Raw genomic sequence first — 26,977 nt, forward strand, 5'->3', positions numbered from 1 at the left:
TTTCTGCTTTATCTGTTGGATATTACAAGTGGACCAATTGGTGGATCAATTGCTTGTTGGTGCATCTGAATCGAAGAAATCGTTCCAAACAACGCGACTGCAAACAAGAGAATACATACCATTTTTTTCATATGATGCTTTCTCTCCTTCCGCTTATACTTTGTAGCAACAAGTTGCTTTTTCGCTCCAAGACAAAAGCTTGCTTATAGTCGTCAAGGGCAGTGTAAGCGTCGCATGCAATCTGTAACGTTTGAACTTGTTCAGCTACTAGTCCGATTGTATCAAACATAGAGGCAGATTTTAATGCATATCGGATCGAGTCTTCGAAATTATTAGAAAGAAGATGATAGCGAGCAAAGACTTGATTGAAAAAACCTACCTCTTGTGAGGCTCCAAGTTCAAACATACGAATAAGTTCCTCACCTACAGCAAGAACATGGGCGGCATCACCGAAATTTTTTGTTTGTAAATGAATATCTGCAATCTTTGCGTGAACTAATACCACAGATTGAAAGTCTTTTTCTTTTTCGAAAGCCGAGATACATTCCTGAAGCTGTTCTAACGCAAGACTTGGGTGTTCTTTTGCTGTTATGGTAGACGCAATGGTGCGCTGGACAGTGAAAGCAGCTTTTCGAAAATTGAGGGCGTTAAAAAGACCTTTTGCATGACTCAAATGATCGGCTGCGAGGCTGTAATTTCGCATATTTTTGTAGGTAATTCCTTGTGCAAAGATTGTAGCCGCTACTTTATAAATATCGTCATGGTTCTTGAAATAATCGTACGCCCGATCTAAAAAATAGATCGATTCATTAGAGTGGCCGATAATTTGGAGTGTAATACCTACGTTATAGGAGATACGTGCTGCTAAGGCATCAACTGTCCCGAAGCGAAATGTGTAATCATATGCTTTTCGATAATTATAGTTTGCATTTGTGAAATTCTGAATTCCATAATACACATTCCCAATCGTATACCGAATCAAGGCCAGCACATGAGCATCATCATAATTCACTGCTTCCAATTCTTCTGCGAGCGGCAACAGAACTTCGAGTGCCTCATCATACCGCCCCTGCTGGTAAAAACACTCCCCAAGCTCCACCGTCAGTTCAATGGACTCCACCTGTGACAGATCGGTTCTTTCCCGCAAGAGATACAACAGCGGTTCTGCTTCTGCCGCCTGCTTCGTCTCCAAGTAGACTTTGATCAACTTTTGCTGACAAGCTTTCTCCATTTGTTCAACTTCATCTTCAACTAGTTCATGCAAAGCAACTTGAAGCTTCCGGGCCAAATGCTGTAAAAGTTCCACCGATGCCGTATTACGATCCCGCTCGATCTGGCTGATCATCGAGACCGTCACAAAACCGTCCGCCAACTCACTTTGGGTCATGCCCTTCTCCAATCGCAGCCGCTTTACCTTCTGACCAATCGTCTCGATCAACCCAGAATCCACAGCACTCAACCTCCGTTTCTCCACTTGCAGTAGATCTAGTATATACCACACTATAAACAATTGGGATATATAAACTAAATACTTCCTCACCAATCCGTTATATTTTTCACAGTTACCAATTTCAAAGTTCACCTCATTAATTGTTGTGTCCACGCAGATCAATTTCCTATACTGATTTTAGTAAAAATTGACACTCATATTTGTGCAAGTCACTTACTAACCAATCAGACAGGAGTGAAAGAATATGTATTCACTTGGTCAAAAAATTAAACAGATGCGCCTTCAAAAGCGCATGACCCAGATCGATCTAGCCAAAAAACTTTGCACCCCGAGCATGATTTCCCAAATTGAATCTGACCGTGCTCGACCCTCCTATAAAATCCTGCACGGCATCGCCGATAAACTCAATGTCCCGCTCGACCGTCTTTTAACAGATGTCGATCTCAACCAAGAATTTATCAGCACGTATAAGTTGGCCAAAGCGATGGTCTCAGGTCAGGAGTATTCGTCTGCCATCCCATACTTGGAACAACTGCTGTCCACCTCGCAATCCCAAATCTCGGAGACGGACATCATGTTAGAACTGGCAGAGTGCTATATCCATACCAAGCGCTACGAAGAGGCCGACACTCTGCTCAGCAGTGTGCTCGAAATCGCGTTTCTCCGCCAGGACAACCACCTTACCGCCTGTGTCTACAAAAGCCTGGGGAAGCTCGAACTTGGCCGCAAACGCTACCAACTCGCCGCCTTCCATTGGCACAAAGCATACGATGAATCGGAGAAGATGGAGGAGCCCGACATCTACTTCCAAGCGAGCATTCTCTACGACCTTGGTGATGCCTATTTCAAATCGGGCAAGCTGACCGACGCACTAGACTACTATGGCAGATCGTCCGCGCTGTACGATAAAATGGATAGCCTGCAAGAGATGGGCAACGTCTATCTCAATCTGGGGATATCCTACCGCAAGCTCAACGACCTCGACAAAGCATCCGAATACTCCGAGAAAGCCATTCACATCTTCGAAGGGCTCAACAACATCGTCATGACCGTCAGACTGCAAGTCACCTGCGCCGTCCTCTACGGTCAAACGGGCCGAGAAGTGGAAGCGATCTCCATGCTACAGCGTGCAATCGACAACCTACTCACCCTTGGCAAAAAAGAAGAAGCGGGCATGGCCTCCGTCGAACTCGCCGGGCTGCTCTTGGGACAAGATGACCTCACATCCGCCGAAGAAGCCTGCTATCAAGCCCGCAAACTCCTTCCCGAACTCCATTTTTACCAAGCGCGTGTACATCGCCTGTATGGACGTATCGCCGTCCAACGCGGGCACCGCGAGGAAGCGATCCGCCGCTTCCAAAAGTCGGCCGACCGCTTTAAACATACAGATGAACTTGGCGAGTGGGGCGATACGATGAGTGAGCTTGCCGATCTGTATAAAAACGAAGGGGATTTGAAAACGGCGGTCGGTGTGATGCAAGAGATTCGCGGCTATACGAGACAAGTGATGTTGAAGCGAGGGATTGCGTTGTAAAATTCAGTGTAAGCCTGACAGTTCTTGTCAGGCTTTTTTGTTATACTAATCTTAATCGCGATCAACAATGATGAAGGAGCAGAATACATGCCAACTTACAATAAACTTGTCCGCGACCGCATTCCTGAAATTATTGAAAAGAGTGGTCGTACCCCGATATATAGCGTTTTAGATGAAGAAGGCTACCTTAGCGAACTTCGACATAAACTCCAAGAGGAGATGCGAGAGTACCTTGCTACTGAAGAGGCGAGTGAAAGTGTTGAAGAATTGGCAGACCTTTTAGAGGTCATCTTTGCGTTAGGAAAAATTCATTCGGTATCTGAAGAAGACTTGTTAGCTGTCCGTGAGAAAAAGGCAGTAGAGCGTGGAGCATTTGAAAAAAGACTGTACTTAGAAAGGGTTGAGGAGTAGGAGTATGAGTTTGCCTGTCGTATTGCAAAATCTGTTCAAACAAAGAAACAAAACATACAAAATGGTTCTCATTTTGTCTTTGCTCAAGAATTTAAATTTATCTACAGGTATGGCCTCCTACTCGAAGGTAAGGGATAGTTTTGCATCATTTTATGCAGATCGAGAGGCTCAAGGTCTCCCTGTGGATGAACCTTTGAATGAGATGAAGAGTTGGGGAGAAGCAACGATTGGGCAACTCAATCTGGTTCTGGATTCCCCGATAAATGCATTAAAACGTGTACTTGATGTTGAGAGGGGTTCGGATATCATTCGCTTTCGTTCGGATGTTTGGGAGCAAATGAATCCTACAGTTACCGGAACACTTCGGATATTAGCAGAAGAGGAACTTGAACTTGACCTAACAAAAATGGAATCCTTTTTGCTCAATAAGCTCTTTGAAAAGGTTCTAAACGAGTATCCTTCCGCAAGAAAATCTGCGAGAGCCGGACATTCGATTGCAGATGTGATTACAAAACAGATTCCAACAAGATTACAAGACCTAAACTTTTTTAGATTTAATGAATGCAGAATTCAAGGATCAGCAGGAAGACCAGCTTGGGCAACTATGCCTTGGATCGCGATTATGGACACTCGTATCACTGAGACGACACAGCAAGGATACTACATATGCTATATCTTTTCAGCAGACATGGAATCTGTCTATTTGACGCTTAAGCACAGTGACCAGCCAATCAAAGAATTTGGCAAAGAGTTTGGACGAAATATTCTAAAGGAAGAAGTAAGAAATCTTCGTGACAAGATACATCTCGAAGGCTTTGAAAAAAGTGATCTTGTACATGCGGAAGAGAAGTATTCCGATTCCAACTACCTAGTTGGCGTGATCGCACATAAACGCTATGACAAGGGACAAGTTCCAGAAGAAGATCAGATTAAGAAGGATCTATTCGAGCTAGTAAGGGTCTACAAAGAACTTGTTGACACAGATGCCCCTAGGTCAGAAAATATCCCGCCCGAACCAGAGTTACGAAGAGTTGATGATGAAGACATAAAGGGTATTCTTAGTAGCGTAAAACTGTTCATCAAGCAGCAGGGTTTTTCTTATCCAGACTATTTATTCGAGAATTTCTACCTTTCTTTGAAGTCCAAACCTTTCGTCATTCTTGCGGGAATCTCTGGCACAGGTAAGACAAAACTTGTGAAGCTCTTTGCAGAAGCATTGGGTGCAACTAAAGACAATGGACAATTTGAGTTGATCCCTGTACGCCCGGACTGGAGTGACCCATCGGATCTGATTGGGTATCGAGACTTATCTGGTAATTTTGTATCAGGGCGACTTACAGAAGTGCTGGAGAGAGCTTCTAAGCCTGAGAACCATGCAAAGCCCCACTTTATCTGCTTGGATGAAATGAATTTGGCGCGGGTAGAGCATTATTTCAGCGATCTTCTAAGTCTTATGGAAACAAAAGAGTGGATCGATGACGCGAACCAAGGGAAGCGTATCACAACTGGAAAAGTTGTCTCCTTGCCATGCGAAGAAGGGGAAGTTGATCTCTGCATCCCCGAAAATGTTTACATCATCGGCACCGTCAATATGGACGAGACGACGCACCCGTTCAGTAAGAAAGTGCTCGACCGTGCTAACACGATTGAATTCAATCATATCGATCTTACTGATATGTACAATCTAACCATTGAAAATAAAACAGGTGCAGAAGCTGTTCATGTTCACCAATCCTTCATTCGAAGTGATTACCTCAACATTAAAGATGCTCAAGAGTATCATGCCAATCTTAGAGGTTACGTGGAACAACTCGCTAAGGTCAACAAAATACTTGAGCAGATTAACGCACATGTGGGGTATCGGATTCGTGATTCGATTTGCTTCTATTTAATCTACAACAAGCGGTTTGATTTACTAGATCAACATGACGCTTTTGACATCCAACTTTGTCAGAAGATTCTTCCGCGGATACAGGGAAGTAGCGTCAGTGTGAGAAAAACTCTAGTCGATCTCCTCAAAATTGCAACATATCAGAATAACAATTTCAATTCAGATCAGTTGATGGACGACAGCTCCGACCTCAATAAGCTTGTCTTCGGAACGGATGAAACTCGCTTTGACAACTGTCTCTATAAACGGAGTTCTGAAAAAATCGCATTCATGTTGCGGAGGTTAGAAGAGGATGGATTCACCTCGTTCTGGCTTGCCTAGACAAGATGAAACCTTGTTGTTGGTCGAGACCAACCTGTTCAGTCTCTACTTAATAGGAAAACCATTTCATCCCACCGTTGAAGCGTTGCAACTGCACCGAGAAGAAGATCATTGGGTGGAGGCAGCCTTGTCTGTAGTACCCATACCGGAGCGGATCGAGATCGAGAAACAGCAAATTTATTCACCTGCAACTGGTCACCTAGAGGATATTGACTCCCAACGAGCGCTTCCGTGTTTCTTTGAGCATCAAGGGTATGAACTCCTTATTGAAAAGAAGTTGGATGTGCCTCTTGAGTTCTTTCACCAAGACCAAGCGCTGCGACAAGTAGTCAAGCCACGTGGGAAGATGATTCTCTCTGGCGTGCTCAACTTTCGAAATGAGGTAGGGTACACCGACTTTGAAGTTCGTCTTGCAGGGGAGACCTTATTAAAAGTCCAACTCGAAATCTTTCCCTCCAAGATGGACTACAAAAAAGACTACGAAACCATCCGTGAAGATGTGAATCGTCAAGTGCACAATCTCGCGTTTGACTTCATGCGAAAAACGTACAGTACAACTGGCATTCGAGATACGCAAAGCCAAAGCCTAACCGAGTTTTTCTCACTTCTTCGACCTCATTTTGATGAGTTGGTCCGAGCGGTTGAGCGAGTAAAGAAGATGCCTCACCATCGGTTGGAAAAGGAAAATCGAGTGGTTTCCGCAAACAAGGTCAAACGTGCAGGGAAAGAGAACATCTCCTACCTATCAAAGCGCCCGCATCTTCTCTCCAAGGATGCACAAGGGGTACTTAAGATCGGAGCAGACAGTTACCATCCTGCCAAAATGATCGAGACAAGACGCCGAATCGACTACGATACTGTTGAAAACCGATTTGTGCGTTGGGCGTTGACGAGAATTGCTGATCGTTTGAAAGAGCTTCGCAAAGGAGTATCAGGCAGTAGTTACAACCGCCGTGGTAATGCCCTTTCGCCAACTCAAAAAGACAAACTCGGGCTGATCGACCGCTTCCACGAGCAGTTACAACGCCTGCTCCGACACGACTTTTTGCAAGAAGTTGGAGAGATGCGGCAAATGTCACTCACACTCGTCCTGCAAATGGCACCGGGGTATCGCGATGTGTATCGACTCTATTTGTTGTTGATGAAAGGACTCACTCTGCAAGGTGACTTCTACCAAATGTCTCTCAAGGATGTGGCCCAACTATACGAGTACTGGTGCTTCCTGAAGATTCATGATTTGTTGAAAACGAAGTACACTCTCGTCTCACAAAACATCTTGCGAGTGGATCGCAGAGGCGTTTTTGTCCGCTTGGACAAAAAGCGAAGCGCAAGCGTCACCTACCTAAATACTCAGAACGGGGAAAAGTTCACACTGTTTTACAACGCATTACCGCAGGGGGACATCTCTCGCAACCACCCGACATTATCCCAGAGACCCGATAACGTATTTGCACTAAAAAAACACAATTCACCGATCGAGTATAAATATGTCTTTGACGCAAAATATCGCCTGAACCCAGCCTACAACGGAACCGACTACCAAAGATGGTATACAACACCTGGGCCGGAGGAGGATGACATCAACACGATGCACCGATACCGAGATGCGATCATGAGTGTAGAAGATGGAGTCTTTGAACGGAGCACATTCGGCGCCTATGTCTTATTCCCGTATCATAACGAAGTGGAATTTGCAGAGCACCATTTTTACAAAAGCATCAAAAAGGTGAACATCGGTGCAATTCCATTCCTGCCAAACTCAACCGAACTGATGGAAAAATTCTTGGACGAATTAATTAATGACACACCGGACCAAGCATTCGAACGTTCGGTCTCACAGCGTGGAAGTTCAGCTTACTACGCCAACAAACTCACATAACAAGAGCCCCCTTCCAAACACCCAACCTCCTCCCAACACATACACTACAAGGACAGATGAACTGGGGAGGTAATCCAGTGGATTATACAGTGCAGCCGGGGGATTCTTTGTTTGCGATCGCGTCGCGGTTTGGGGTGCCGGTGGAGACTCTATTGTCGGTAAACCGCATCCCCGACCCGTTGCGACTGTTCGTGGGGCAACACCTTTTCATCCCGCTGGGCCACAAAGTTCCCGTTTCGGCGCCAGGGCCGGGGTTTCCACCGCCGCGACCTGGTACCGAGCTTGGGGAGCGCGTGGAAAAGTTGGAGCGACAAGTGGAGCGCCAGAAGCGGGAGATCAAGAAACTGGAGCGTCGCGTTCGTCGCTTGAAACGTCCGTAAGACTGCAAAGCCGAGCTGGATCAGCTCGGTTTTTCTGATTGGAAACGCAGCCCCCTCATGGACGGCAAGGAGACTCGATTGACTGTATCGAATTTTCTGCTAGAATTTCAGTCAATATCGTAGACTCGAATGGTAAAGCTTGGAGGATCGAGATGGGGCAGAAATGGGTTCCGATCATTGGGATTGTGCTTGTGTTGGGTTTGTCCGTTCTGTTTGGTTCGTTGTTCAGTGGGACTTCTTCGCCTGCTCCCACGTCTACACCAGTTACGCCAGAGCAAGAGATGATCGATGATACTGAGGGTGTAAAACTGGTCGGTCTAAAGGCGAGGCTCGGGGAATTGAGAGTGAAAGCAGATGAAGAGGAGCTTCTGCGTGGCGTGGAGTATGAGTTTACGATTCTGGTGCCAAGTAAACTCGCCGTTCCAAAGTGGTTGTCTCGCATGGAAGTAGAGGTGGCTTTCTCCGGGAAAACAAGCGAAATCGTCGGCATCAATAGCAGACGGGAGAAGTTGCAAACGGTGCAAGTAGTTGGAAAGGATGGCACCTTGTTCGACCTGCAGGTCGCATCTGTCTATGGCTCAAGCTATACGGACGCCGATCTTGAGTATGCGATGGCCCATCGCGATAAAGAGGTGCTTGTCAGTCTGTACGTGGATGGGAAAAAGGTGAAACAGCTACAGTGAGCAAATAGCGACCCGAGGTGCCAGCAGCGCACGCGGGTCGCTTTTTTAGCGCTCGAACACATACAGTTTTCCATTCTGCGGTGTGCCGAGTTTGGGGCACTTGCCGTGCTCTTCTTCAATCGCTTCGATAGATTTATTGTATAGGACAAGATGTCGATTCTCAATTTCAATTTAGGGGCTTCATAGGATTTTCTTTCTTTTCTTGCGGACCCATCGAATAAGTAGTTCTATTATCACAACAATCGTGAAGCAGTAAAAAACATTGGATAGCAAAGCAACTAATATGGATGGAGAAGCTTGTGGTGAAATGTTCAAAGAAAATAGTAAAAACATCAGAATAAATACTAGAATTGGACGGATCACATTAGTTTTCAAGTCGGCCACCTCTTTTAGAAAAAATTGTAACTATCTTACTTATGGTCGTCAAGTTTAACAATCGAAATATATAACTTAAAAATTATTATTTTATTTACATACATAGAGGTTTTCGAATAGAATGAAATCACTTTAATGGTGGGTATGTCAGTTTATGGACATTATAGGACGACAGTAACATCTGTACGTGGATGGGAAAAAGGTGAAACAGCTAAAGTGAGCAAAAAGCGACCCAGGGTGCCAGCGCACACGGGTCGCTTTTTTAGCGCTCGAACACGTACAGTTTCCCATTCTGCGGCGTGCCGAGCTTGGGGCCGCTGAAGCCGCGCTTGCGCAGTTCTTTTTGCATGAACATCATGCAAGCGGCGTGGCTGACGATGAGCACGTCCTCGTCGCCTTGCTCGATGATGTGGTCCAGCACTCCCGCGAGCCGCGCTTCAATCTCGGTGCGGAGCTCCGGCTGTGATTTGTGATTGAGCAGCCAGGCGACGCGGACGAGGAGGCCCCACATCATGAACGGGAGCTTGATGTTCCGTGTGGTGACCGGGTTGGGGCGCACTTCGCGCAGCCCGGCCAGTTTGGTGATCGGGCCGTCATAGATGATCTCAGCTGTCTGCGCGGCCCGCGGGAGATCGCTTGCGTAACAGTGTCCCCAATCGATGCCGCCGAGGTCGGCAGGGGCAGGGTCGATGTCTGTAAACTCGTACTCGTCCAGCCACTTTGTCACTTCGCTCGGGGTGACCAGTTGGGTCGGGTATTCTTTTTTCACTCGAAAGTGTCGGACCAATCCGATCTTCATCGTGTCTCCACCTTCCAATCTATCGCTGTAGTAATTGGAGATTATTATAATAATTTCCAGTCCTTTTGCATAGTTTTTTGCAAAGGGGTGGTAGCATGTGATCGACGGGATGATTCGGAATGCGGGGCGCTATGGGCTCCCGCTTCAATTGATGAAGATCGTACAGGAGCCACAAACGGAGGCGCCGCAAACGTCAGAACCGCTGATCCGTGCGGTGGAAAAAGTCAACCGTTCGGTTCCGCCTCGCGCCTCAGCGGTGCCGCGGGAGGAATGGGTGCTATACGCGGAGTTGCGAGTGCAGATGAAGCGGTTGCGGTGTCCCGATCAACGTCGCTCGTATTCGCATCGGACAGAAGGGGGAGTCACTTCTGCTCGCCATGTGGATGAGAAGGTGTAAAAGGGCCCTGCCATTGATTGGCGGGCCCTGAACAGGATCAAACTAGCTAGTAAGTTCGGTGACAAACGCTTGGATGCGCGCTCCGATCTGATCGCGGATTTCTTGGAATTTTGCCCAGACTGCTTCGTCCGTTCCGGTCGCTTGGGCCGGGTCTTCAAACCCCCAGTGCAGGCGTTTGACATGGGGCGGGGTGATCGGGCACTTGTCGTTGGCGTCGCCGCAGAGTGTGATGACGTAGTCGGCGCGGTTGAGAAGATCAGGATCGATCTTGTCGGACGTTTGGCCGGAGATGTCGATGTTGATTTCTGCCATCGCGCGCACCGCTTTCGGGTTGAGACCGTGTGTTTCGATGCCTGCGCTGTAGACTTCAACGTTGTCGCCACCGTAGTATTTGCCGTACCCTTCCGCGATTTGACTGCGGCAGGAGTTGCCCGTGCAGAGGAAGTAGATCAGCAGTTTTTGGTCAGTCATGTTGGGTGCCTCCTTAGTCGATCATCGTCAGCCAGAGTGCGAGGCCGAGCAGTGTAATCAGCAGTGTGGGTAGGGTCAGTGCGATCCCCGTCTTGAAATATTGCGCCCAGGTGATGCGAACGCCTTTGCGGGACAGGACGTGCAGCCAGAGCAGAGTGGCCAGCGACCCGATCGGGGTGATTTTCGGGCCGAGGTCGGAGCCGATGATGTTGGCGTAGATCAACGCCTCGCGGACAACACCTGTGGAGACGGTGTTTTGGATAGCCAGTGCGTCGATCATCACGGTCGGCATGTTGTTCATGATCGAGGAGAGGAGAGCTGCAAGGAAGCCCATGACAAGCGTGGCAGAGAGCACGCCGCCATCTGCTGCCAGTTGGATCACTTGGCTGAGCAGGTCGGTGAGGCCAGCGTTTTTCAACCCGTAGACGACGACGTACATGCCGAGGGAAAAGAGGACGACCGCCCACGGAGCCTCTTTGACGAGACGCATGGTTTGGATGGTTCCGCTTTGCCGGGCTGCCAGCAGGAAGAGCAGAGCAGCCGCACCTGCCGCCAGCGATACCGGAATGGCCAGCGTTTCGCTGAACAGGTATCCGGCAAGCAGGAAGGCGAGGATCACCCACCCGAGCTTGAACAGGCGCATCTCTCGGATCGCCTCTCGTGGCCGCTTCAAGCGGGTGAGATCGTAGCGCTTCGGGATGCTTTTGCGAAAAAAGAAGTACAGCACCAACAGCGACGCTCCCACGGAGAACAAAGTAGGCACGATCATGCGGGAGGCATATTCGACAAAACCGATGCCAAACACGTCGGCCGAAACGATGTTGACGAGGTTGGAGACGATCAGCGGAAGGGACGCGGTATCGGCGATAAATCCGCTCGCCATGATGAACGGCAGGATCATCCGTTCGTCAAACTTCAGCGCGCGCACTTGCGCGAGCACGATCGGCGTCAGGATCAGCGCCGCCCCGTCGTTGGCGAAAAAGGCGGCGACCAGTGCGCCGAGCAGGACAACATAGACGAACAACAGCCGTCCGTTGCCGCGTGCTAGGCGCGCCATGTGTAGCGCAGACCATTCGAAAAATCCGATCTCATCCAGTACGAGCGAGATCAGGATGATCGCGACAAAGGCCAGCGTTGCGTTCCAGATGATGCCTACAACGCTCCACACGTCTGCTAGGCTGACCACCCCGGCGGCCAGTGCGAGCAGGGCGCCCGCCGTTGCCGACCAGCCGATCGACAGCCCTCGCGGTTGCCAGATGACAAACAGCAACGTCAGTACAAAAATGACAACGGCCAAAGCGGTCATGTTAGGCTCCACTCCTCAGTCTTGATGGCGATTGTCAGGGAAACTGGTGATCTGCCAACTAAGCGTGCTAGGCTCCAGTTGTCACCGCTTTCTCTGCTTGCAAAGCATACGCAGCGCTACGTGAGTGACGAGCAAGGTGTGCCGAGTCGTTGGTAGCGGAAGGGTCTTCCGTCTCGTTCCACCCGTTTCCTGCGCTTTACTCACAGCAGACCTTTTGTCCGGTCGCATGAAGCATCTTGATTTCATCGCTCAGGTCGGGAAGGGACTGCAGCACGCTTTCTAAAAACGGGTAGGCAGTTCCGTCCAGCGAGTAGAAAACCCATTGTCCGGCACGGCGTTCTTTGACCAGTTTGGCCGTTTTGAGCTTGCGCAGATGTTGCGAGATCGCGGGCTGGGTTATTTTTAAAATCGGCACCAGTTCGCATACGCACAGCTCGGAGGTTCGTAACAGCGCGAGGATTTTCAGGCGCGTTTTGTCGCCTAACGCTTTGTGGCACTCGGCCAACAGTTCGAGGTCAAGTTGCATGCGAATCACCTACTCGAGTGTGATCAGATCAGATGCGGATGGGTCGGTTGGACAGCAGGCCGATTCGGGGCGCAGACCTTCATCGGCCGATTCAAACTCGGAGTCGGCCATCGTGTAAAAGATTTCCCACGCGTTGCCTTCCGGATCGGATACCCAAATCTTATCCTGTACCGCATAGCAACAGGTGGTGCCCATTTCATCGACGGCGACGAGGCCCGCCGCTTGCAGGCGCTCTTTGATGGCCAGCACCGCTGCTGTGTTCTCCACTTGGAAACCGAAATGGTTGATCACCCCGCCCGCTTGGTAAGGGCGCACGTTCAGGGAAAAATGCAGCCCTGGGTCGGTCAGTTCGAACTTGGCATAGTTGTGGCGGACTTTGGTCGGTGCGGCGTTGAAAAACGTTTGATAAAAAGCGAGGGAAGGCTCGAGGTCACGGACGTTGATGGCGACATGCATGTTCATCAGGATCACGTTCCTTTCGGATGGTATTATGATATTTTTATATAAGCATATACTTATAAGGTATCGCAGTCAAATCTTTTTATGCATCTTTAGATTGCCCGATTGAACGCAGTGTTGCCAAATGTGTTTCGGAGTCGTCCTGAGCTCTTGACCGATTTGTCCGTGGAAAACGACAGGTGCAACTATAAGGTTTATTTAACTAATTCACCCTAATAAAACTATTTTACTATCTTTTCCATAGCTGTAGGTCAAATTCCTGATTGGTTTTCGTAAATTTTTTCATCTGTATCCATTCCTTTACTTCATCAGGGTATAGGCAACTCTTTTCGCATTTTGTTATAATTGTTACATAATTGATAAGTGGAAGTTGGGGGGAGTTCGGTGTCACTAGATCTGGACATAGATGCACGCAATCGGGTCATTGGCGAGAATCTGCGCAAATATCGATTGCTCAACGGGCTGACACAGGACGAATTGGCGGAAGGTATTTGTAGTGTGAGTCAATTGAGCAAGGCTGAGAACGGAAAGACCTACATCAAACGCACTTTGCTCCGCATGATGGCTGAACGGCTCGGGGTGACGGTGGAGCGCATCGAGACGTTGGATGCGATGCATGAAGAGCTCAGCGAAACGTTGCAATTGGCCAAAGATGCGACGACGGCGAACAACTTGGAGAAAGCGTTTCAATATGTTCGCGAGGTGCTGGTCCAGAGTGAGGAGATGGGGTACCAGAGTTTGTATTTGGAAGCGTTCTTGACCGAATGCAAACTGCTCAACCTCACGCGTCAACACAATGAAGTGATCGCCAAGGTTCATGAAGTATTCGATCTCGGGCTACCACTGGATTCGGCACACAAACTGTTGCTGATGTACGAACTGGGACATGCGTACGAATTGAGCGGCAACATGGTCGCCGCCTACGACTATTACTGCCGAGCGGATGAAGAGTTTGAAAATGTGGAAGGCAAGGACGATGTGCGGCTGAGCGTGCTGTTCAACCTCGTGCGCTGCCATAACATCATGCAAAATTATCGCGCTGCGCTACGTTATGCGGAAAAGGCTGAGCAGCTCGCCCTCGAATATTCGAAGCATCTCTATCGCTTGCGCATCTCCTATATGAAAGCGACTCCGCTGCGCAAGCTCGGGGATTATGAGAAGGCGGAGAAAATCTATCTGGCCTGTCTGCGCGAGGCGCAGGAGAACTCGTTTTTGCTCGATGTCGGCTTGATCAACAACAACATCGGCAACCTGTACCAAGAGATCGGTGAACCGCGAAAAGCATTGGCTCATTATCAACGAGCTCGCAAAGTTTATGAAATACTTAATGAAGAGGCTTACCTTTGTGAAACTCTAGTTCATCTTGCTGAAATTTCGCGTTTAGAAGGTGATTTAGAGAATGCTGTCGAACTTTGTAAGCAAGTTCTTTCGATTACCGATAAGATTCAGACAAATGTTTATCGAGAAAAGGGGCAAGCTACACGCCTGATCGCGTGGGTATTGGCTGACCAGGGTAAGTTCGATGCGCATATCGCGAAGTTGGAGGAAGTGCTGAACATCTATGATCAGCATCAACTGGTGCGTGAAGCGTACGAAGTGGCCGTTGAGTTAGCCGATAAACTCTATGAGAAGAATGACCCACGGGCGGTTGACCTTTATCGAAAGGCTGTCGAATTCAACAAGAGAAGTCAGCAAATTGGTATGAGGAGATGACAGTTCGTGAAAAAGTGGGTACTGGTTGGTACAGTTCTGATGTTTCTCGTGACTCTGACGACAGGGAACAGTGTCCAACAGCAAGCAGAAGCGATGCCTCCGACACCAGCGACGATTGACGTCCAGCAGAGTTAAGTACATGCGAAAGAAACCAGTTCCTTTTGGGGAGGAGCTGGTTTCTTTTTTCCTGTTCAGGGAACGGTAAGGGGGAAGGAGGGATTGGCGATGTGGGGTGCGGTGGTACTGGCTGCTGCGGTGTTGGGCTCGCCTCCATTTTGGCCCGTGTGGCCTCCGGTGGCCGATCAGGTACAGATGACCGTTCCGGTGCAATGTCAGATGCCGGAGCTGGACAACGGCTGTGAAGTGGTCAGCCTCTCGATGCTGTTGCAACATGCAGGCAAGCCGATCAGCCGGATGCAACTGGCTGATGAGGTCGCCAAAGATCGGACGGAGCTACAGGTCGATGGTGCGCAACGCATCACCTATTGGGGTGATCCGAACCGCGGATTTGTCGGCGACATCACGGGCAAGCAGAAAGGGTATGGTGTGTACCATGGCCCGCTGACGCAACTGCTCAACCGTCATCTGCCTGGCCGAGCGCATGATTTGAGCGGAGGTCAATTTGACAGTGTGCTCGCCAGTCTGACGTCGGGGCGGCCGGTGGTGGTGTGGACGACCAGCATGTTCGACACGACCGAGCAGTGGGTGCGCTGGAACAGTCCGAGCGGGCCGGTCTCGGCCACGTTTCATGAACATGCGGTGCTGCTGGTTGGTTTCAATCGGGAGACGGTCACGCTCAACGACCCGCTGGACGGCAAACGAAAAACGGTCAATCGCGAACAGTTCCGCCGTTCGTGGGAGATGATGGGCAAGCAGGCGGTAACCTATCGATAAGCGCAGACACGGGACGTCGTGACCCCGTGTCTTTTTGTTTGCTCGCGTTTCGGGTATGATAGCAAAGAGTGGCAAGAAAGGGGAATAACAGATGACAACATCTTTTCATACATACGAATTGCCAGACTACCAGTTGCAAGCGTTGCAAAAAGCGGGGATCACCGCTCCGTCACCGATTCAGGAGCAGGCGATCCCGCTGATCTTGAGCGGACAGGACGTAGTCGGCAAATCGCGCACCGGAACGGGGAAAACGCTGGCCTATCTCTTACCGCAGTTGATGAAGATCGAGGTGGAGAAGCGCTCGCTTCAGGTGCTGATCTTGGCGCCGACCCGGGAGTTGACGATGCAGATCGAAGGCGCGATCAAGCAATATACGGAAGGTTCGGAGATTCGATCGCTGGCGCTGGTCGGCGGCGGGAACATCGACCGCCAGATTGAAAAATTGAAGGAAAAGCCGCACATCGTCGTCGGCACGCCAGGGCGAATCAAGGAAATTATCGGACGCAAGAAGATGAAGGTGCATGAGGTCAAATCGATCACGATCGATGAGGTCGATCAGACGCTGGAACTCGGCTTTTTGAAAGATGTGGATGCGATCATCAAAAGCACGATGCGCGACCGCCAACTGCTCTTTTTCTCGGCGACGGTGTCTGCGGAGACGAAGAAGATCGCCAACGAGTGGATGAAAAGCCCTGTCTTCCTCGAAACGGAGACGGGTGCGATGATCGGTACGATTTCGCACGTCTATTTCTCGACGGGCAAGCAGGACAAGCCGGACACGCTGCGCCGTCTGGTGCGGGCGTATGATGTGAACCGGGCGATGGTGTTCGTCAATGAAAACAAAGGGCTATGGTGGCTGGTGCAGGAAATGCGCAAGCTGGGCCTGACTGCAGAAGGTCTGTCGGGAGAAGCGGCGAAAATTCAGCGCGAACAGGCGTTGAGCGCATTTCGCGATGGCAAGGCGCAACTGCTAATCACAACAGATGTCGGGGCGCGCGGTCTCGACGTGGAAGGCGTGACGCACGTCTTCCATTATGACCCGGCGATCGACGCGGACCATTATGTGCACCGTGCAGGTCGCACAGGGCGTGGCACGCAGTCCGGTGTGTCGGTGTCGATCCTGACGCCCGATGAGAAGTTTATCATCAAGAAGTTCGAGAAAGCGCTCGACCTGCGCATCTTCGCAAAAGGCCTGGAACAGGGCAAAATCGTCACGCGCCGTCCGGGCACCGCTCCGAAGCCGGAAGTGGCGACTGGGCCGAAGAAGGGCAAGCGCAATCCGAACAAAGGGAAAAAGAAGTAATTAGACACTCGCCGTATTCCCCCCTCATACAAAACTTGCATACGTTGGTACTACCAAGGTTGTAAGGGGGAGTGAAGATGAGCGAATCGGATAAGCAAGAGCAGCAATCACAAATGGGTCATATCACCAAAGGGATGAGCGAACTGCTCATTGCCGATTTGTTTAACAAGCATGGCATCTCAGATGAGCAACGTCGGCGGTTGACCGCTGAGCAGAAGCAGGAGATCATCGACCTCGTACAAGATTTGCAGCGGCAAGTCGATCAGTATATGCAAAAAAGCCAAGTGGAGCAACAAGTGCAGGTCGTACCGCGGACACCGCCAAGTCCCGCGAAAACCCGCGCACCAGGACCGATCTCTTCCCCTGCGCCAACGATGAATCGCGTGGAAGGCGCAGGTGCGCCAAAGCGTAAGCGCCGCATGGTGTTGCGCAAAGACAAATAAGCCAGCAGTACCCTGAAGCCGTGATGGATGACCATCACGGCTTTTAAATTAGGCATTTCCATCAGGGTGTATGTCCATACGGTTTCGCCCTTCCAGACATAGTGTATAGCAAAAAGGAGGGTTCACATTGAAACCGAAAGCACGCAAACGTTCTGGGGTTACCGCTTTCCCCAAAAAAGCAATCAAGCACAGAGTGGAGGCGCCTGTAGATCGTTATTCGGCAGAGGAGGATATTGTCATGAGCGAAGACACCGAACAGCGTTGGTCTGCCCTGGATCTTGATATGGAACATGCCGGAAGCCGTGGCCGAGCTCCCTTGCTCGAAGATACGATCGTGGAGCAGGAGGCCGATGTCATCTCGGAAACGGATCAATTTTCCAGTGAATCGATCCACATCAAAGACTCTTGCGATATTGCGGTCCGAACGACCGATGTCCAGGCGGCTGTCAATTTGCAGGCAGCTTTGCAACTGGCGATCGCGCTCGTGCTGTCGATCTCGATCGCGGACAACAATCGCGCCGAAGCGGTGGCACAAGAACTGCTGCAACGAGTCCAAGTCAAGCAGGAAAACCGCCAGAGACTGATCATTGACAACTCCAAGTGCGTGCGCGTAAGCACCCTTGATGCGGACGTTTCGGTCAACATTCAGGTGCTGGTGCAAGTTCTACTCGCTGTGGTCGCTAAGATCGATGTGCTGTAACGAGTGCTGGTAGTGGCCCCAGTCGTACGCAGGGGCCCTGCCATTCTTGGCGCCAGATCGGGTCAAACGCATACGAAATGTGTGGATGCCCAGTGCGTTTGTCCATACCAAATGAAACGCGCTCCCATATCATGTAAGCAAACGGCGCAAACCGTTGTGATAACGAGCAGAAAAGAGGAAGGAGGCAGTTTATCGTGGCGAATTGGTCTGCACTCGATTCGAATGCCAAACATCCGCTTTGCAATCGGAACGAGGTCGAACAAGAAGCGGAGCAAGTTTCGAGAACTCTGCAACGGTCGGAAGAGGTTATCATCATCAGAGATTCTTTTGGCGTAGAAGTCTCAACGACCGATACAAAAGCGGCGGTCAATCTGCAAGTCGCTCTGCAACTGGCGATCGCCGTCGTGCTGAGCTTGACGATTGCAGATGGCGATCGCGCAGAAAGGATCACCCAAGAACTTCTGCAAAAAGTTCAAGTGAAACAAGTCAACAAACAGCGCACCGTGATCGAAAACTCTCGCAACGTCGAAGTGATCACCACCGACGTCGATGTGGCGGCGAACATCCAAGTGCTGGTGCAAGTTCTGTTGGCACTGGTTGCGAAAATTGAAGTTCTGTAAAAAGTTCACAACTCACCAAACTGCCCGAAAAGGGCAGTTTTTTTTGGTGAAATGAAGTAGAATCGGTAGAGTGATAGAAGAAGGAGGGACTCCTTTTGCACGGTGCTTTGCTAAATTTCCATGACCGCATGAAAAACGTGGCGGAGTTCTATCCGCTGTTTCGGCTGCGCGAACTGCGCAAATATCAGGAATATGACCTGCTGGCGTTAGGCGTCGGCGTGATGCTTTTGATCTTGGAGCACATGCTGATCGGTCGGCTGGAATCGGACCATCATGACGTGGCACGCTTTTTGCGCGAGGTGATCGCAGAATCGTACGGTAAGGTGCTGACCGAGGAGGAAAGCCGCGATCTGGCCAGCTATTTGTTGGCCAACCTGCGCAATGACGGACGCCCGTTCGAATTTACCTACCGCAATCTAGCAGCGGGTGCGGAGGACAAGCATACGTTTCACCTGATCGAAAACGGAACGTATCATGTCGCCAGCGGCCAGATTCGCTTCAAGCTGTCCGATGCCGGGCTGGATCTACTCTTTAAAACGCGCGAGATGTACAAGGAACTGCGGATCACGATCTCGCAGATTTTGTTGCGGCAACAGATTGAAAAAGGCGTGTTTGAAGATGCGATCCGCACGGTCAGTTCGCTCGGGCTTGATGTGCGCCAGCTGCGCGAGGAGTTAGAGCGGATGAAGATGTCGATCAAGCGCGACGTGTCCCAATTTTCGCTACCCGCCTATGAAGCGATGCTCTCGGCGATCCGTGAGCAGTTTCAGAAGGAAAAGCAGATGTTTGACGACCTGAACAACCTCTTGCGTGAGACGCGCGCCAACTATGAGCAGCGCGGAACGGCAGGCGAGGAGCGCACGCTAAACCAGCTCGTCGAGATTTCTCAGCGGCTCAATCAGGTGATGAATCTGCACAACAAGCTGCTCGTAGACAAGCTCGATCTGCAGGGCATGGTGTTGGAGGCGTTGGAGGAAGGCATCGTGCAAGGCTTTCGATCGAAGGTCAACTTTGAGCGCGAGTTTCTCGACCCGGTCTTGCGGGAAGGCACGTCGCTTGAAAATATGAAGCGGCTGATCGAGCCGATGCTCTCGCTTAATTTGAAAAAGCGCTTCAACATTCACAAGGCGTTTGCGCCGCAGCCGGTACCCAAACCAGAGACGGACGTAAAGGAGAAGGAACCGGACATTCAGGAGGAAGCGGCAGTGACGGTGGACGATCCCAAGGCGAAGCTAAAGGCGATTCGGGATGCGCGCTATACTGAGTATCTGAAGATGATCTTCGCCCCTCTACTAGACGAGCAGTCGATCACCTTGCATGAACTGCTGGGCCAACTGCCAGCCGATCGGCTGTATGATGTGGTGAACTCGCGCGATTTCTATCCATTTTTGGTGCAGTTGCATCAGATGAGCCCGATCAATTTCCGCCTCGATGCGGAGACGAAAGCGAAAATTTTGGACGGGGATGAGACGAACGTACCGTATCTGCTGATTCAACTGCTCGGTGCGGAGCCCGATCTGGAACTGCTCGGCACGGTGATCGTGACTGTCGAAGGAGACGGCTTGCGCATGGCGGAAGAGGAGTGGACGGTGTCCGATTTCCGTTTTTATAAGGAGGGGTTGTATGTATAGCAAAGAGAGCGTCGAGCGGGCGATCAAACTGTTTGTGTTGCTGCTTGAAAAAGGCGAGACGGATGAGTTGGACCGCGACCTCGTGTTTGCCTATAAGGAAGACCCTGCTGCGCAAGAGATTGTCGCGCAGATGATCGAAAAAGAGGCAGGCATTAAGATTTTGGGTGTCGGTGACAAGCTGTATGTCACTCCGGCGATTGACAATAAAGTATTCGGCTATACGAATGAAGAGTTGCGCGTGAAGCTTGGCCTGCGCTCCGACAATGTGGCGATGGGGCTGAAGCTGTATGTGGCCTATTTTATTATTTTGGCGACGCTCGCCATGTTTTACAATTCGGACGATCTGAACACCAAAGTGCGGCAGTACGTGCCGATCGAAGAGCTCGAGCAGTACATCACGGAAAAGCTGCAGATGACGGGCGAAGGGGAATATGGCGCGTACTTGTCGCAGGAGTATGAGTTCAATTTCCAGCAGGTGGCCGAGTTTTGGCAGAACATGCCGGCCTTCGATGAGACGCTGACCAACCAGCGGATGGGGCGCAACTCGCGGGTGTCCTACATTTTGAAAGTCTGGTCGTTCCTAGAGGGAGAAGGGTTGGCCAAGCTGGCGATCGATTCGGAACTGCATCCGACCGACAAGCTCGACCATATGGTGCGCAAATATTATTCGCATCAGAAGCGGAAAAACGACCTGTTGGCACTGATTTCGCAAAAGGAGATTTTCTATGCCTAGCATTAATCGGATTCGATTGGTCAATATTCAGTACGACAAAGGCGGCAAGCAGTACGCCGATGAACTGTTCAAACTGCACGGCAAGAACACCCTGTTCAACCTCGCTAACGGAGGGGGCAAGACGCTGTGGTTGCAGTTGGTCACACAGGCCGCGCTGCCAGGTGCGATGTACGGATCACGGCGGATGGTCGATCTGTTGGCGCATGAGCGCTACACCGGCCATATTTTGGTGGAGTGGAAGCTCGACAATTTTGCGGAGCGCGAGTTTTTGCTGACCGGGTTTTGTTTTACCAAGTCGGCCGATGAGGAAGGCGAACTGAAGTATTTCACCTACACGCATCAGTATAAGATCGCCGATGAGTTTGGGATTGTGAAAATGCCGCTGGTAAACGAGGGGCGCGTCTTGTCCTATGGCGATTTCTACAATCTCTTGCGCAAGGAAGGAAGTGCTGGCGGACGCAAGTTGCAGACGTTTTCACAGCATGACCGCAGGAAGTACATCAATCATCTCGCCCCCTACAACATCTATGAAAAAGAGTGGCTGGCGATTCGCACGACCAACGGATCGGAAGGCGGGATGGACGGCTTCTTTGCCCGTTCGAAGACGGAGCAGTCATTGCTTGAGAACCTGCTGATTCCGACAGTCGATCAGGCGCTGTTTCAGGATGACGATGAAGCGCAGGACCTGGCCAACTCGTTTATGCGCTACAAGGACAAATTGCTGCGCATTCCGCAGATTGAGAAGAACTTGGAAGAGTTCCGCGTGATCGAAGAGGCGGGGCGCACCGTGTTGGAGAAGGTCGAGCGCTACTCGGAGTCAGGTGCCTTGAAGCGTGAACTGGAAGGGCAGTTGACCTCGCTCAAAGGCCGGCTGGAAGAGATGGTGGTCGAGCGGACGGAGGAAGCGGAGGCGCTGGAACTGATCGTGGGCGGCTTGAAAGAGCAGATTCGCGAGGAGGAATTCAAGCAAGCGTCGCTCGATGTCAATGCGCTGCAGGAGCAGTTCCGCAAGGCGGAAGTGGCGGTGCAGGCGTTTTCGCAACGGCTGTCCGAGCTAGAGGAAGCGGAGACGGAAGCAGAACAGCAGGTGCGTTTGCACCGCGCGGTGCCCAAGTTTTTGCAGATCAAGGAGTTTGAGAAACGACTAGCCCGCGACCAAGAGACGCTGGCCGGGTTGGATATGCAAAATGAGGACCTGTTGACCGAACTGTCAACCTATCGCGGGCAGTTTTTGACTTTGTGGCAGGAGCGCGTCGAGACGCTCCAGGCAGAGCTTGCCGCGAAGCAGGCTGACAGTCACAAGTGGAAAGAGGTCGAGCGGGCGGCCGATCAGCGGCTGGTCGAACTGGCCGATGCGCTCAACGACCTGTCGAAAACGAGCGGTGAGATCGCGGTCTGGTTTAAGCAGTTCGAACAGCAAAAGCGTGCGGTGATCACTTCACTCGGTGAGGAAATCGCTGAGGAGCCCGTCCTGCATCGCGATGATCTGCGCTGGAAGGAGATCGAGTGGACCAACGCCGTGCGCGAGTTGGAAGCAAAGATTGAGCAAAACGAGGCGCAGATCGAAAAAGGGCAAGCTGACATCGAGACGGCCAAAGATGAGCAGCGTACGGCCAAGCGAGATCAGGAACGAACAGAGTCAAAGATCGCCGAGTACGAGGCGCGCAAGATGCAGGTGCAAGGCCGCTTGGAACTGCTCGATCTGTCGCGAACCGATCTGCACGGGTCGAAGGCCGATCTGGAACTGGCCCTGACGCAAAAGCGAGAAGGCTATGCGCGTGAGTATGCCAAACTTGCGGCGAAAAAGGGTGCGGTCGAAGAAAAGGTGGAGCTGCTGAAAAGCGATCATTACATCCCGAGTCAGGATCTGCTCTATTTTCAGCAGGTATTGGGAGATTGGGGCATCGAAGCGGTGCTCGGGTCGCAGTGGTTGCAAGAGCAGGAGGAAGCGTTGCGCGAGTCGTATGTGCGAGCCAATCCGCTACTGCCGTATGCGCTGTTGCTTGGCGACGGGGAGATCAAGAAACTGCACGATCCCCGTTTGGACTGGGAAGGCGTGCGCGTCGAGAGTTTGGTGCCGCTGTTTGCCATGTCGTCGCTGACCGCTGTGGAGACGGCGGGCGACAGTCAGGTCATGCCGCTTGGGGCGGGCGGATTTGTTTCCCTGCACGGCGGATATTCGCCGTTCCTGTCCCAAGATTCGCTGAACAAGCGCCGCGCTGGGCTGCAAGACGAGGAGCTCGATCTGATCGCGAAGATGGAGGTCGTGGAGAAGTCGCGCCGCCACATCGAACAGGTGATCGACGAACTGAGCCGCTATTTTGACACGTATGGGAAAGACCCGCTCCACACGTTGCAGACTAAGCGCGATGCATGGCTGCTGAAATGTGCGGAAAAAGGGGAGGAGATCGAACGCTTGTCCGCTTCGATCGCCGAACTGCGCAGTCAAGTTGCCGAAGCGAAACAGGACATCAAGCGGCATGCGGAACAGGTGGAGGGGCTGCGTGAACAGTTGCGCCTGCTCGACCCGTTTGCCGGACTCGCCGCCGAACGCAAGGAGCGAGAAGCACAGCGCAGTGGACAAAAGGAGCAGGAAGCGGCGTTAAAAGCGGAGCAGCGTGACGTGGTCAAATCCCGTCAGGAAGCGCGCGAGCAGGAAGAGCGTTTGATGCCAGCCTTGTTCCAGCTGGAGAACGAGACGACCGCTTTGCAAAAGGAGCGCGAGAAGTACGTCGGGACGAGCGATCTCGAAGCGCTTCCGGCAGAGGCGGGTCTGACCTACGACCAAGTCCAAGGCAAGCTCGATTCGCTGGAAGACCTCTTGGCCCAAAAGTCGGTCGGTCGCGACGAACTGGTGCGGCTGATTCAAAACCATGAGGAGTCGATCAAACAGAACCTGGACTATATCGCGGAGCAAAAGGTGACAGACGCAGAACTGGCCGCTTTTCAAAGCGCGCCGCCCGCATCGGAACTCACCTACTGGGAGAGTCGGTTGAAAGCGACGCAAAGCGAGCAGAAGCTGGTTGAAAAGGACCGCTCCGCTGTGCAGGCCGAGCAAAAGAAGCTCGAAGGCATGATTGAGACAGAAGAGAAAAAAGTACAAAAAGAGTATGAGCGCAAGCCTTATCGCTACGGTGATGATGTCGATTTGGGTGCAGAAAAGGAGCGCTTGAAGCTACTGCTCAGCGACCTGTGGATGCAGCGCAAATCGAACGAAAGCGCGCGCGAAGAGACGAAAACCTCTCTAGATGTGGTGAAAAGTCTGTTGCAGAAAGCGGAGACGCTGTTGTCTGCCTACTCGATCGAATGCGAACCGCTGGAACTGCCCGAGGAGCGTGCGAACAAACTGATCCATGAGCCGACTGCGGTGGTCGCCGAGATCGACAAAGCGCTGCAGAAGACGACCAAGCAGACCGAGGAGCGCCGTCGCGAGTTGGACGATGAATTCTACCGTTTCGAGCGCTCGATCGACAAGTATGAGTCGAAGATCGTGCAGAAGTTCATCCGTTCGGTGATCGATTCCAAATCGGAAGGCGACATGAACGACATCGAGCAGGTGCGCCCGGTGTTTGAGAAGTGCTTTGAGATGATGAACCTGTATATCGAAAAAGCGCACTTGGAGCGTCAGGAATTGGAAGAGGCGAAAGAAGAGCTGGTCCACCGCTGTCTGCAACATGCGGATCGCGTGTATGACAACCTGAAAAGCATCGCGCAGTACACCAAGATCGACTACCGTGGGAAAAAAGTGCAGGCGATCGACATCCAGCTCAAAGAGAAGTGGGAAGAGCCGGAAGGGTTGCGCGTGATGAGTTCGTACCTCCATGCGCTCACCGAGGAACTACAAGCGAAAGTGGCGAAAGGCGAAGATGAGGACGACATCGAAAAATGGCTGTTGATCAAGCTGTCGTCAAAACATCTGCTCAACGTCACCGCCCCGATTGGCGAAGCGCGGATCAAAGTGTTCAAGCCCCAGCAGGTGCCGGGGGAGAAGGTGCGCTATGACCACTGGTCGGAGATCATGAAGTGGTCGGGTGGCGAGCAGTACACGGGCTGTTTTGCGATGTTTATCGCCGTCTTGTCCTACTTGCGGGCGAAGATGTCCGGGATTGAAAATGCCAGCAAGGTATTGCTCGCTGACAACCCATTTGGGGTGGTGTCCTCACCGCATCTCCTGCAGGTCATTTTCAAACTGGCGCAGGCCAACCGTGTGCAGATGATCTGCCTGTCCGACCACAACAAGCAGTCGATCTACGACCTGTTTGAAGTGGTGTACTCATTGAAACTCGTACCTGCGCTGGGCCGTTCGATCATCCAATCGACCGAGCGTCGTCCGGAAAGCGTGATGGAAGCTGGTTTCTACGAGATCGATTTCGATCAGGAAGTGGAGACGGAGCAGAAGTCGTTGCCAATTTAAGTGCAACATGAGAGAGTCATCGTGAAGATGGCTCTTTTTGTTTCCCCAAGCGGTCGGCCAAACGGGGTAACACCTGCTGGATACTCAGGATGCGTGACCACTTGTCGGACAGCGCTTTTTCCCCAGATGAAGGCGATCAGCGCATCGTTCGATGTCACTGGCACGGCCAGAATTTTAGTAGAGAAGTAAACTTGAACACTATGATTTGATTGAATGATACGTTAGATCTTTTTATCTAAGATAAGTTCAGTATAATAGTTATATGTAGGAGTTATCTGAATCGAGGTGAACAACGGTGCTGGTGTTTGATGGGGAAACCAGAAACCGGATCATAGGTGATAATTTGCGCCGCTACCGTTTACTGCGCGGGTATACGCAGGATGAGGCGGCGGAAGGGTTGTGCAGCATCTCACAGTTGAGCAAAGTGGAAAACGGCAAGACACAGCTCAAGCCGTCTCTGCTGAAAATTTTGGCAGAGCGTCTCGGCGTGACGATGGAACAGTTGGAGTCGGCCGATTCGCTGCTCGATGAATTGAACGAGTCGCTCGAACTAGGCAAGGCGGCTGTGACGGCCGGGCATTTTGAAAAGGCGTTCTCCTTTTATCAAAATGTGATCAGTACCAGTCGCGAGCACGGGTATCAACAGGTGTTCGTGGAAGCGGTGCTTGGAGAATGCAGATTGCTCAACCGTCTGCATGGTGGTGCCGGAGTGGTGGAGCGAATCGGTGAGGTGCTCGAAGATCCGGACGGTGCGAGTGAGGCGAAACAGCGGGTTGAGCTGTTGATCGAACTGGGTAAAGCGCACCGTTTGAACGGCAATATGATGATGGCGCATGACTGCTATTGCCGGGCTGATGAGGAATTTGAACATGTGAAAGGCAAGAAGGAGACGCATCTGCGAACCTATTATGAATTGGCCGACTGCCATTTTTATATGCAGAATTATCGTACAGCGCTTCGCTATATCGAGAAAGCGGAGCAACTGGCGCAGGAGCTGTTGATGCATTTGACCCGCATCCGCTGCACCTATTATAAAGCGACCATTTTGCGGAAGATGGGTCATGATGAGAAGGCGAAAGCGTTGTTTTTGGGAGCGCTGAAAGAGGCGCAGGACAACCAATTGCTGTTCGATGTGGCGACGATTAACAACAACCTCGGCTGCTTGTATAAGGCATCCTGCGAATACGGACATGCGATTATGCATTTTCAGCGGGCGATACAGGTCTTTGAACTGCTCAATCAGGAGCAGTACTTTTGCGATCCCTATCTGAATCTGGCCGAGATTGCACTGGCCATGCAGGACGTGACGAAATGCCAGCGCTATCTTAGTGAAGTGATGAACATCGTCGAGCGTTCTGGCGGTCAACAGTACATGGAGCAGGCACGGGCCTTGCAAATCCTCAGTTGGATCGAGCGGGATGCCGGGAATTTTGAACGGTATTCTGAGCAGGCGCAAGAGGTGCTGGCGCTCTACGAGCAGCATGCAGTCGTTGGCGAGGCGTATGAACTTGCGGTCGAACTGGCGGATGCATACTACGAGCGCCAAGATGCGCGAGCGGTCGAACTGTACCGCAAGGCGATCGAGTTGAACGCACATCTGATCGCGTTTGGGATCAAGAGATAGAAAGCCGCGCGTCTGAAAAC

24 protein-coding genes are annotated in these 26,977 nt (G+C 51.3%); 18 read left to right on the top strand and 6 right to left on the bottom strand.

What is annotated here, in order from left to right:
- Nucleotides 1-127 precede the first annotated feature (127 nt).
- Nucleotides 128-1,450 (bottom strand): helix-turn-helix transcriptional regulator, encoded by a 1,323-nt coding sequence (locus CIG75_RS04125; protein ID WP_157729372.1) that lies wholly within the window; start codon nt 1,448-1,450, stop codon nt 128-130.
- A gap of 244 nt (nt 1,451-1,694) precedes the next feature.
- Between CIG75_RS04125 and CIG75_RS04130 the strand changes: the two genes are divergently transcribed.
- The 6 genes from CIG75_RS04130 to CIG75_RS04155 all read left to right on the top strand — a co-directional run bounded on the left by CIG75_RS04130 (nt 1,695) and on the right by CIG75_RS04155 (nt 8,549).
- Entirely contained in the window at nt 1,695-2,984 is a 1,290-nt protein-coding gene (locus CIG75_RS04130) for a helix-turn-helix domain-containing protein (RefSeq protein WP_094235504.1), read from the top strand.
- An 87-nt stretch (nt 2,985-3,071) separates the two neighbouring features.
- A complete protein-coding gene (locus CIG75_RS04135; RefSeq protein WP_094235505.1) occupies nt 3,072-3,395 on the top strand; it encodes a nucleoside triphosphate pyrophosphohydrolase in 324 nt (107 codons plus the stop codon).
- Nucleotides 3,396-3,399: 4 nt separating this feature from the next.
- Entirely contained in the window at nt 3,400-5,607 is a 2,208-nt protein-coding gene (locus tag CIG75_RS04140) for an MrcB family domain-containing protein (RefSeq protein ID WP_094235506.1), read from the top strand.
- A complete protein-coding gene (locus CIG75_RS04145) occupies nt 5,579-7,486 on the top strand; it encodes a restriction endonuclease-like protein (RefSeq protein ID WP_094235507.1) in 1,908 nt (635 codons plus the stop codon). The genes CIG75_RS04140 and CIG75_RS04145 overlap by 29 nt, the downstream gene beginning before the upstream one ends.
- A 77-nt stretch (nt 7,487-7,563) precedes the next feature.
- On the top strand, nt 7,564-7,866 hold the full coding sequence (locus tag CIG75_RS04150; protein ID WP_227874350.1) for a LysM peptidoglycan-binding domain-containing protein: 303 nt from the start codon (nt 7,564-7,566) through the stop codon (nt 7,864-7,866).
- A gap of 152 nt (nt 7,867-8,018) precedes the next feature.
- Nucleotides 8,019-8,549 (top strand): hypothetical protein, encoded by a 531-nt coding sequence (locus tag CIG75_RS04155; protein WP_094235509.1) that lies wholly within the window; start codon nt 8,019-8,021, stop codon nt 8,547-8,549.
- A 637-nt stretch (nt 8,550-9,186) separates the two neighbouring features.
- On the opposite strand, the gene CIG75_RS04160 is transcribed toward CIG75_RS04155, so the two are convergent.
- Nucleotides 9,187-9,723, bottom strand: a complete 537-nt coding sequence (locus CIG75_RS04160; RefSeq protein WP_094235510.1) for a histidine phosphatase family protein — start codon at nt 9,721-9,723, stop codon at nt 9,187-9,189.
- A gap of 97 nt (nt 9,724-9,820) precedes the next feature.
- Here CIG75_RS04160 and CIG75_RS04165 point away from each other — a divergent pair, with 97 nt between their 5' ends.
- A complete protein-coding gene (locus tag CIG75_RS04165; RefSeq protein WP_094235511.1) occupies nt 9,821-10,120 on the top strand; it encodes a hypothetical protein in 300 nt (99 codons plus the stop codon).
- A 42-nt stretch (nt 10,121-10,162) separates the two neighbouring features.
- Here CIG75_RS04165 and arsC read toward each other — a convergent pair whose 3' ends face one another.
- The 4 genes from arsC to CIG75_RS04185 form a co-directional block, all read right to left on the bottom strand.
- The gene (gene arsC / locus CIG75_RS04170) at nt 10,163-10,591 is read right to left on the bottom strand and encodes an arsenate reductase (thioredoxin) (protein WP_094235512.1); all 429 of its coding nucleotides are present in this window, start codon (nt 10,589-10,591) and stop codon (nt 10,163-10,165) included.
- A gap of 13 nt (nt 10,592-10,604) precedes the next feature.
- The gene (locus tag CIG75_RS04175; RefSeq protein ID WP_094235513.1) at nt 10,605-11,897 is read right to left on the bottom strand and encodes an arsenic transporter; all 1,293 of its coding nucleotides are present in this window, start codon (nt 11,895-11,897) and stop codon (nt 10,605-10,607) included.
- A gap of 196 nt (nt 11,898-12,093) precedes the next feature.
- Complete coding sequence (locus CIG75_RS04180) at nt 12,094-12,423, bottom strand: ArsR/SmtB family transcription factor (protein ID WP_094235514.1); 330 nt, start codon at nt 12,421-12,423, stop codon at nt 12,094-12,096.
- Between the two features lie 9 nt (nt 12,424-12,432).
- The gene (locus tag CIG75_RS04185) at nt 12,433-12,888 is read right to left on the bottom strand and encodes an ArsI/CadI family heavy metal resistance metalloenzyme (RefSeq protein ID WP_407701282.1); all 456 of its coding nucleotides are present in this window, start codon (nt 12,886-12,888) and stop codon (nt 12,433-12,435) included.
- 378 nt (nt 12,889-13,266) lie between these two features.
- Here CIG75_RS04185 and CIG75_RS04190 point away from each other — a divergent pair, with 378 nt between their 5' ends.
- The 11 genes from CIG75_RS04190 (at nt 13,267) to CIG75_RS04235 (ending at nt 26,957) form a co-directional block, all read left to right on the top strand.
- The gene (locus CIG75_RS04190; protein ID WP_172844408.1) at nt 13,267-14,595 is read left to right on the top strand and encodes a helix-turn-helix domain-containing protein; all 1,329 of its coding nucleotides are present in this window, start codon (nt 13,267-13,269) and stop codon (nt 14,593-14,595) included.
- A 6-nt stretch (nt 14,596-14,601) separates the two neighbouring features.
- Nucleotides 14,602-14,730: a hypothetical protein gene (locus CIG75_RS21385; RefSeq protein ID WP_265415061.1), complete on the top strand. Its 129-nt coding sequence runs from the start codon at nt 14,602-14,604 to the stop codon at nt 14,728-14,730.
- A 90-nt stretch (nt 14,731-14,820) separates the two neighbouring features.
- Nucleotides 14,821-15,489, top strand: a complete 669-nt coding sequence (locus tag CIG75_RS04195) for a C39 family peptidase (protein WP_094235517.1) — start codon at nt 14,821-14,823, stop codon at nt 15,487-15,489.
- A gap of 91 nt (nt 15,490-15,580) precedes the next feature.
- On the top strand, nt 15,581-16,792 hold the full coding sequence (locus CIG75_RS04200) for a DEAD/DEAH box helicase (RefSeq protein WP_094235518.1): 1,212 nt from the start codon (nt 15,581-15,583) through the stop codon (nt 16,790-16,792).
- A gap of 77 nt (nt 16,793-16,869) precedes the next feature.
- Nucleotides 16,870-17,235: a hypothetical protein gene (locus CIG75_RS04205; RefSeq protein ID WP_094235519.1), complete on the top strand. Its 366-nt coding sequence runs from the start codon at nt 16,870-16,872 to the stop codon at nt 17,233-17,235.
- 127 nt (nt 17,236-17,362) lie between these two features.
- Complete coding sequence (locus tag CIG75_RS04210) at nt 17,363-17,935, top strand: spore coat protein (RefSeq protein ID WP_094235520.1); 573 nt, start codon at nt 17,363-17,365, stop codon at nt 17,933-17,935.
- 194 nt (nt 17,936-18,129) lie between these two features.
- The gene (locus tag CIG75_RS04215) at nt 18,130-18,555 is read left to right on the top strand and encodes a spore coat protein (RefSeq protein WP_227874351.1); all 426 of its coding nucleotides are present in this window, start codon (nt 18,130-18,132) and stop codon (nt 18,553-18,555) included.
- 95 nt (nt 18,556-18,650) lie between these two features.
- The gene (locus CIG75_RS04220; RefSeq protein WP_094235522.1) at nt 18,651-20,186 is read left to right on the top strand and encodes a hypothetical protein; all 1,536 of its coding nucleotides are present in this window, start codon (nt 18,651-18,653) and stop codon (nt 20,184-20,186) included.
- Nucleotides 20,179-20,919 (top strand): DUF6063 family protein, encoded by a 741-nt coding sequence (locus tag CIG75_RS04225; RefSeq protein WP_094235523.1) that lies wholly within the window; start codon nt 20,179-20,181, stop codon nt 20,917-20,919. The genes CIG75_RS04220 and CIG75_RS04225 overlap by 8 nt, the downstream gene beginning before the upstream one ends.
- Nucleotides 20,912-25,333 carry a coiled-coil domain-containing protein gene (locus CIG75_RS04230; protein ID WP_094235524.1) on the top strand — a complete coding sequence of 1,474 codons (4,422 nt, stop codon included), beginning with the start codon at nt 20,912-20,914 and terminating at the stop codon, nt 25,331-25,333. Before CIG75_RS04225 ends, CIG75_RS04230 begins: the two co-directional genes overlap by 8 nt.
- A 295-nt stretch (nt 25,334-25,628) precedes the next feature.
- On the top strand, nt 25,629-26,957 hold the full coding sequence (locus CIG75_RS04235) for a helix-turn-helix domain-containing protein (RefSeq protein ID WP_094235525.1): 1,329 nt from the start codon (nt 25,629-25,631) through the stop codon (nt 26,955-26,957).
- The last annotated feature ends 20 nt before the right edge of the window (nt 26,958-26,977 follow it).

Origin of the sequence: Tumebacillus algifaecis (genome assembly GCF_002243515.1) — a bacterium.
GTDB classification, from domain to species: Bacteria; Bacillota; Bacilli; order Tumebacillales; family Tumebacillaceae; genus Tumebacillus_A; species Tumebacillus_A algifaecis.

Excerpts from the sequence above, each read along its gene's own strand:
- CIG75_RS04225 (WP_094235523.1), top strand. The coding sequence starts at position 20,179 with ATGTATAGCAAAGAGAGCGTCGAGCGGGCGATCAAACTGTTTGTGTTG.
- CIG75_RS04200 (WP_094235518.1), top strand. The coding sequence starts at position 15,581 with ATGACAACATCTTTTCATACATACGAATTGCCAGACTACCAGTTGCAA.
- CIG75_RS04205 (WP_094235519.1), top strand. The coding sequence starts at position 16,870 with ATGAGCGAATCGGATAAGCAAGAGCAGCAATCACAAATGGGTCATATC.
- CIG75_RS04140 (WP_094235506.1), top strand. The coding sequence starts at position 3,400 with ATGAGTTTGCCTGTCGTATTGCAAAATCTGTTCAAACAAAGAAACAAA.
- CIG75_RS04195 (WP_094235517.1), top strand. The coding sequence starts at position 14,821 with ATGTGGGGTGCGGTGGTACTGGCTGCTGCGGTGTTGGGCTCGCCTCCA.
- CIG75_RS04135 (WP_094235505.1), top strand. The coding sequence starts at position 3,072 with ATGCCAACTTACAATAAACTTGTCCGCGACCGCATTCCTGAAATTATT.
- arsC (WP_094235512.1), bottom strand. The coding sequence starts at position 10,591 with ATGACTGACCAAAAACTGCTGATCTACTTCCTCTGCACGGGCAACTCC.
- CIG75_RS04230 (WP_094235524.1), top strand. The coding sequence starts at position 20,912 with ATGCCTAGCATTAATCGGATTCGATTGGTCAATATTCAGTACGACAAA.
- CIG75_RS04155 (WP_094235509.1), top strand. The coding sequence starts at position 8,019 with ATGGGGCAGAAATGGGTTCCGATCATTGGGATTGTGCTTGTGTTGGGT.
- CIG75_RS04180 (WP_094235514.1), bottom strand. The coding sequence starts at position 12,423 with ATGCAACTTGACCTCGAACTGTTGGCCGAGTGCCACAAAGCGTTAGGC.
- CIG75_RS04145 (WP_094235507.1), top strand. The coding sequence starts at position 5,579 with ATGGATTCACCTCGTTCTGGCTTGCCTAGACAAGATGAAACCTTGTTG.
- CIG75_RS04175 (WP_094235513.1), bottom strand. The coding sequence starts at position 11,897 with ATGACCGCTTTGGCCGTTGTCATTTTTGTACTGACGTTGCTGTTTGTC.
- CIG75_RS04160 (WP_094235510.1), bottom strand. The coding sequence starts at position 9,723 with ATGAAGATCGGATTGGTCCGACACTTTCGAGTGAAAAAAGAATACCCG.
- CIG75_RS04130 (WP_094235504.1), top strand. The coding sequence starts at position 1,695 with ATGTATTCACTTGGTCAAAAAATTAAACAGATGCGCCTTCAAAAGCGC.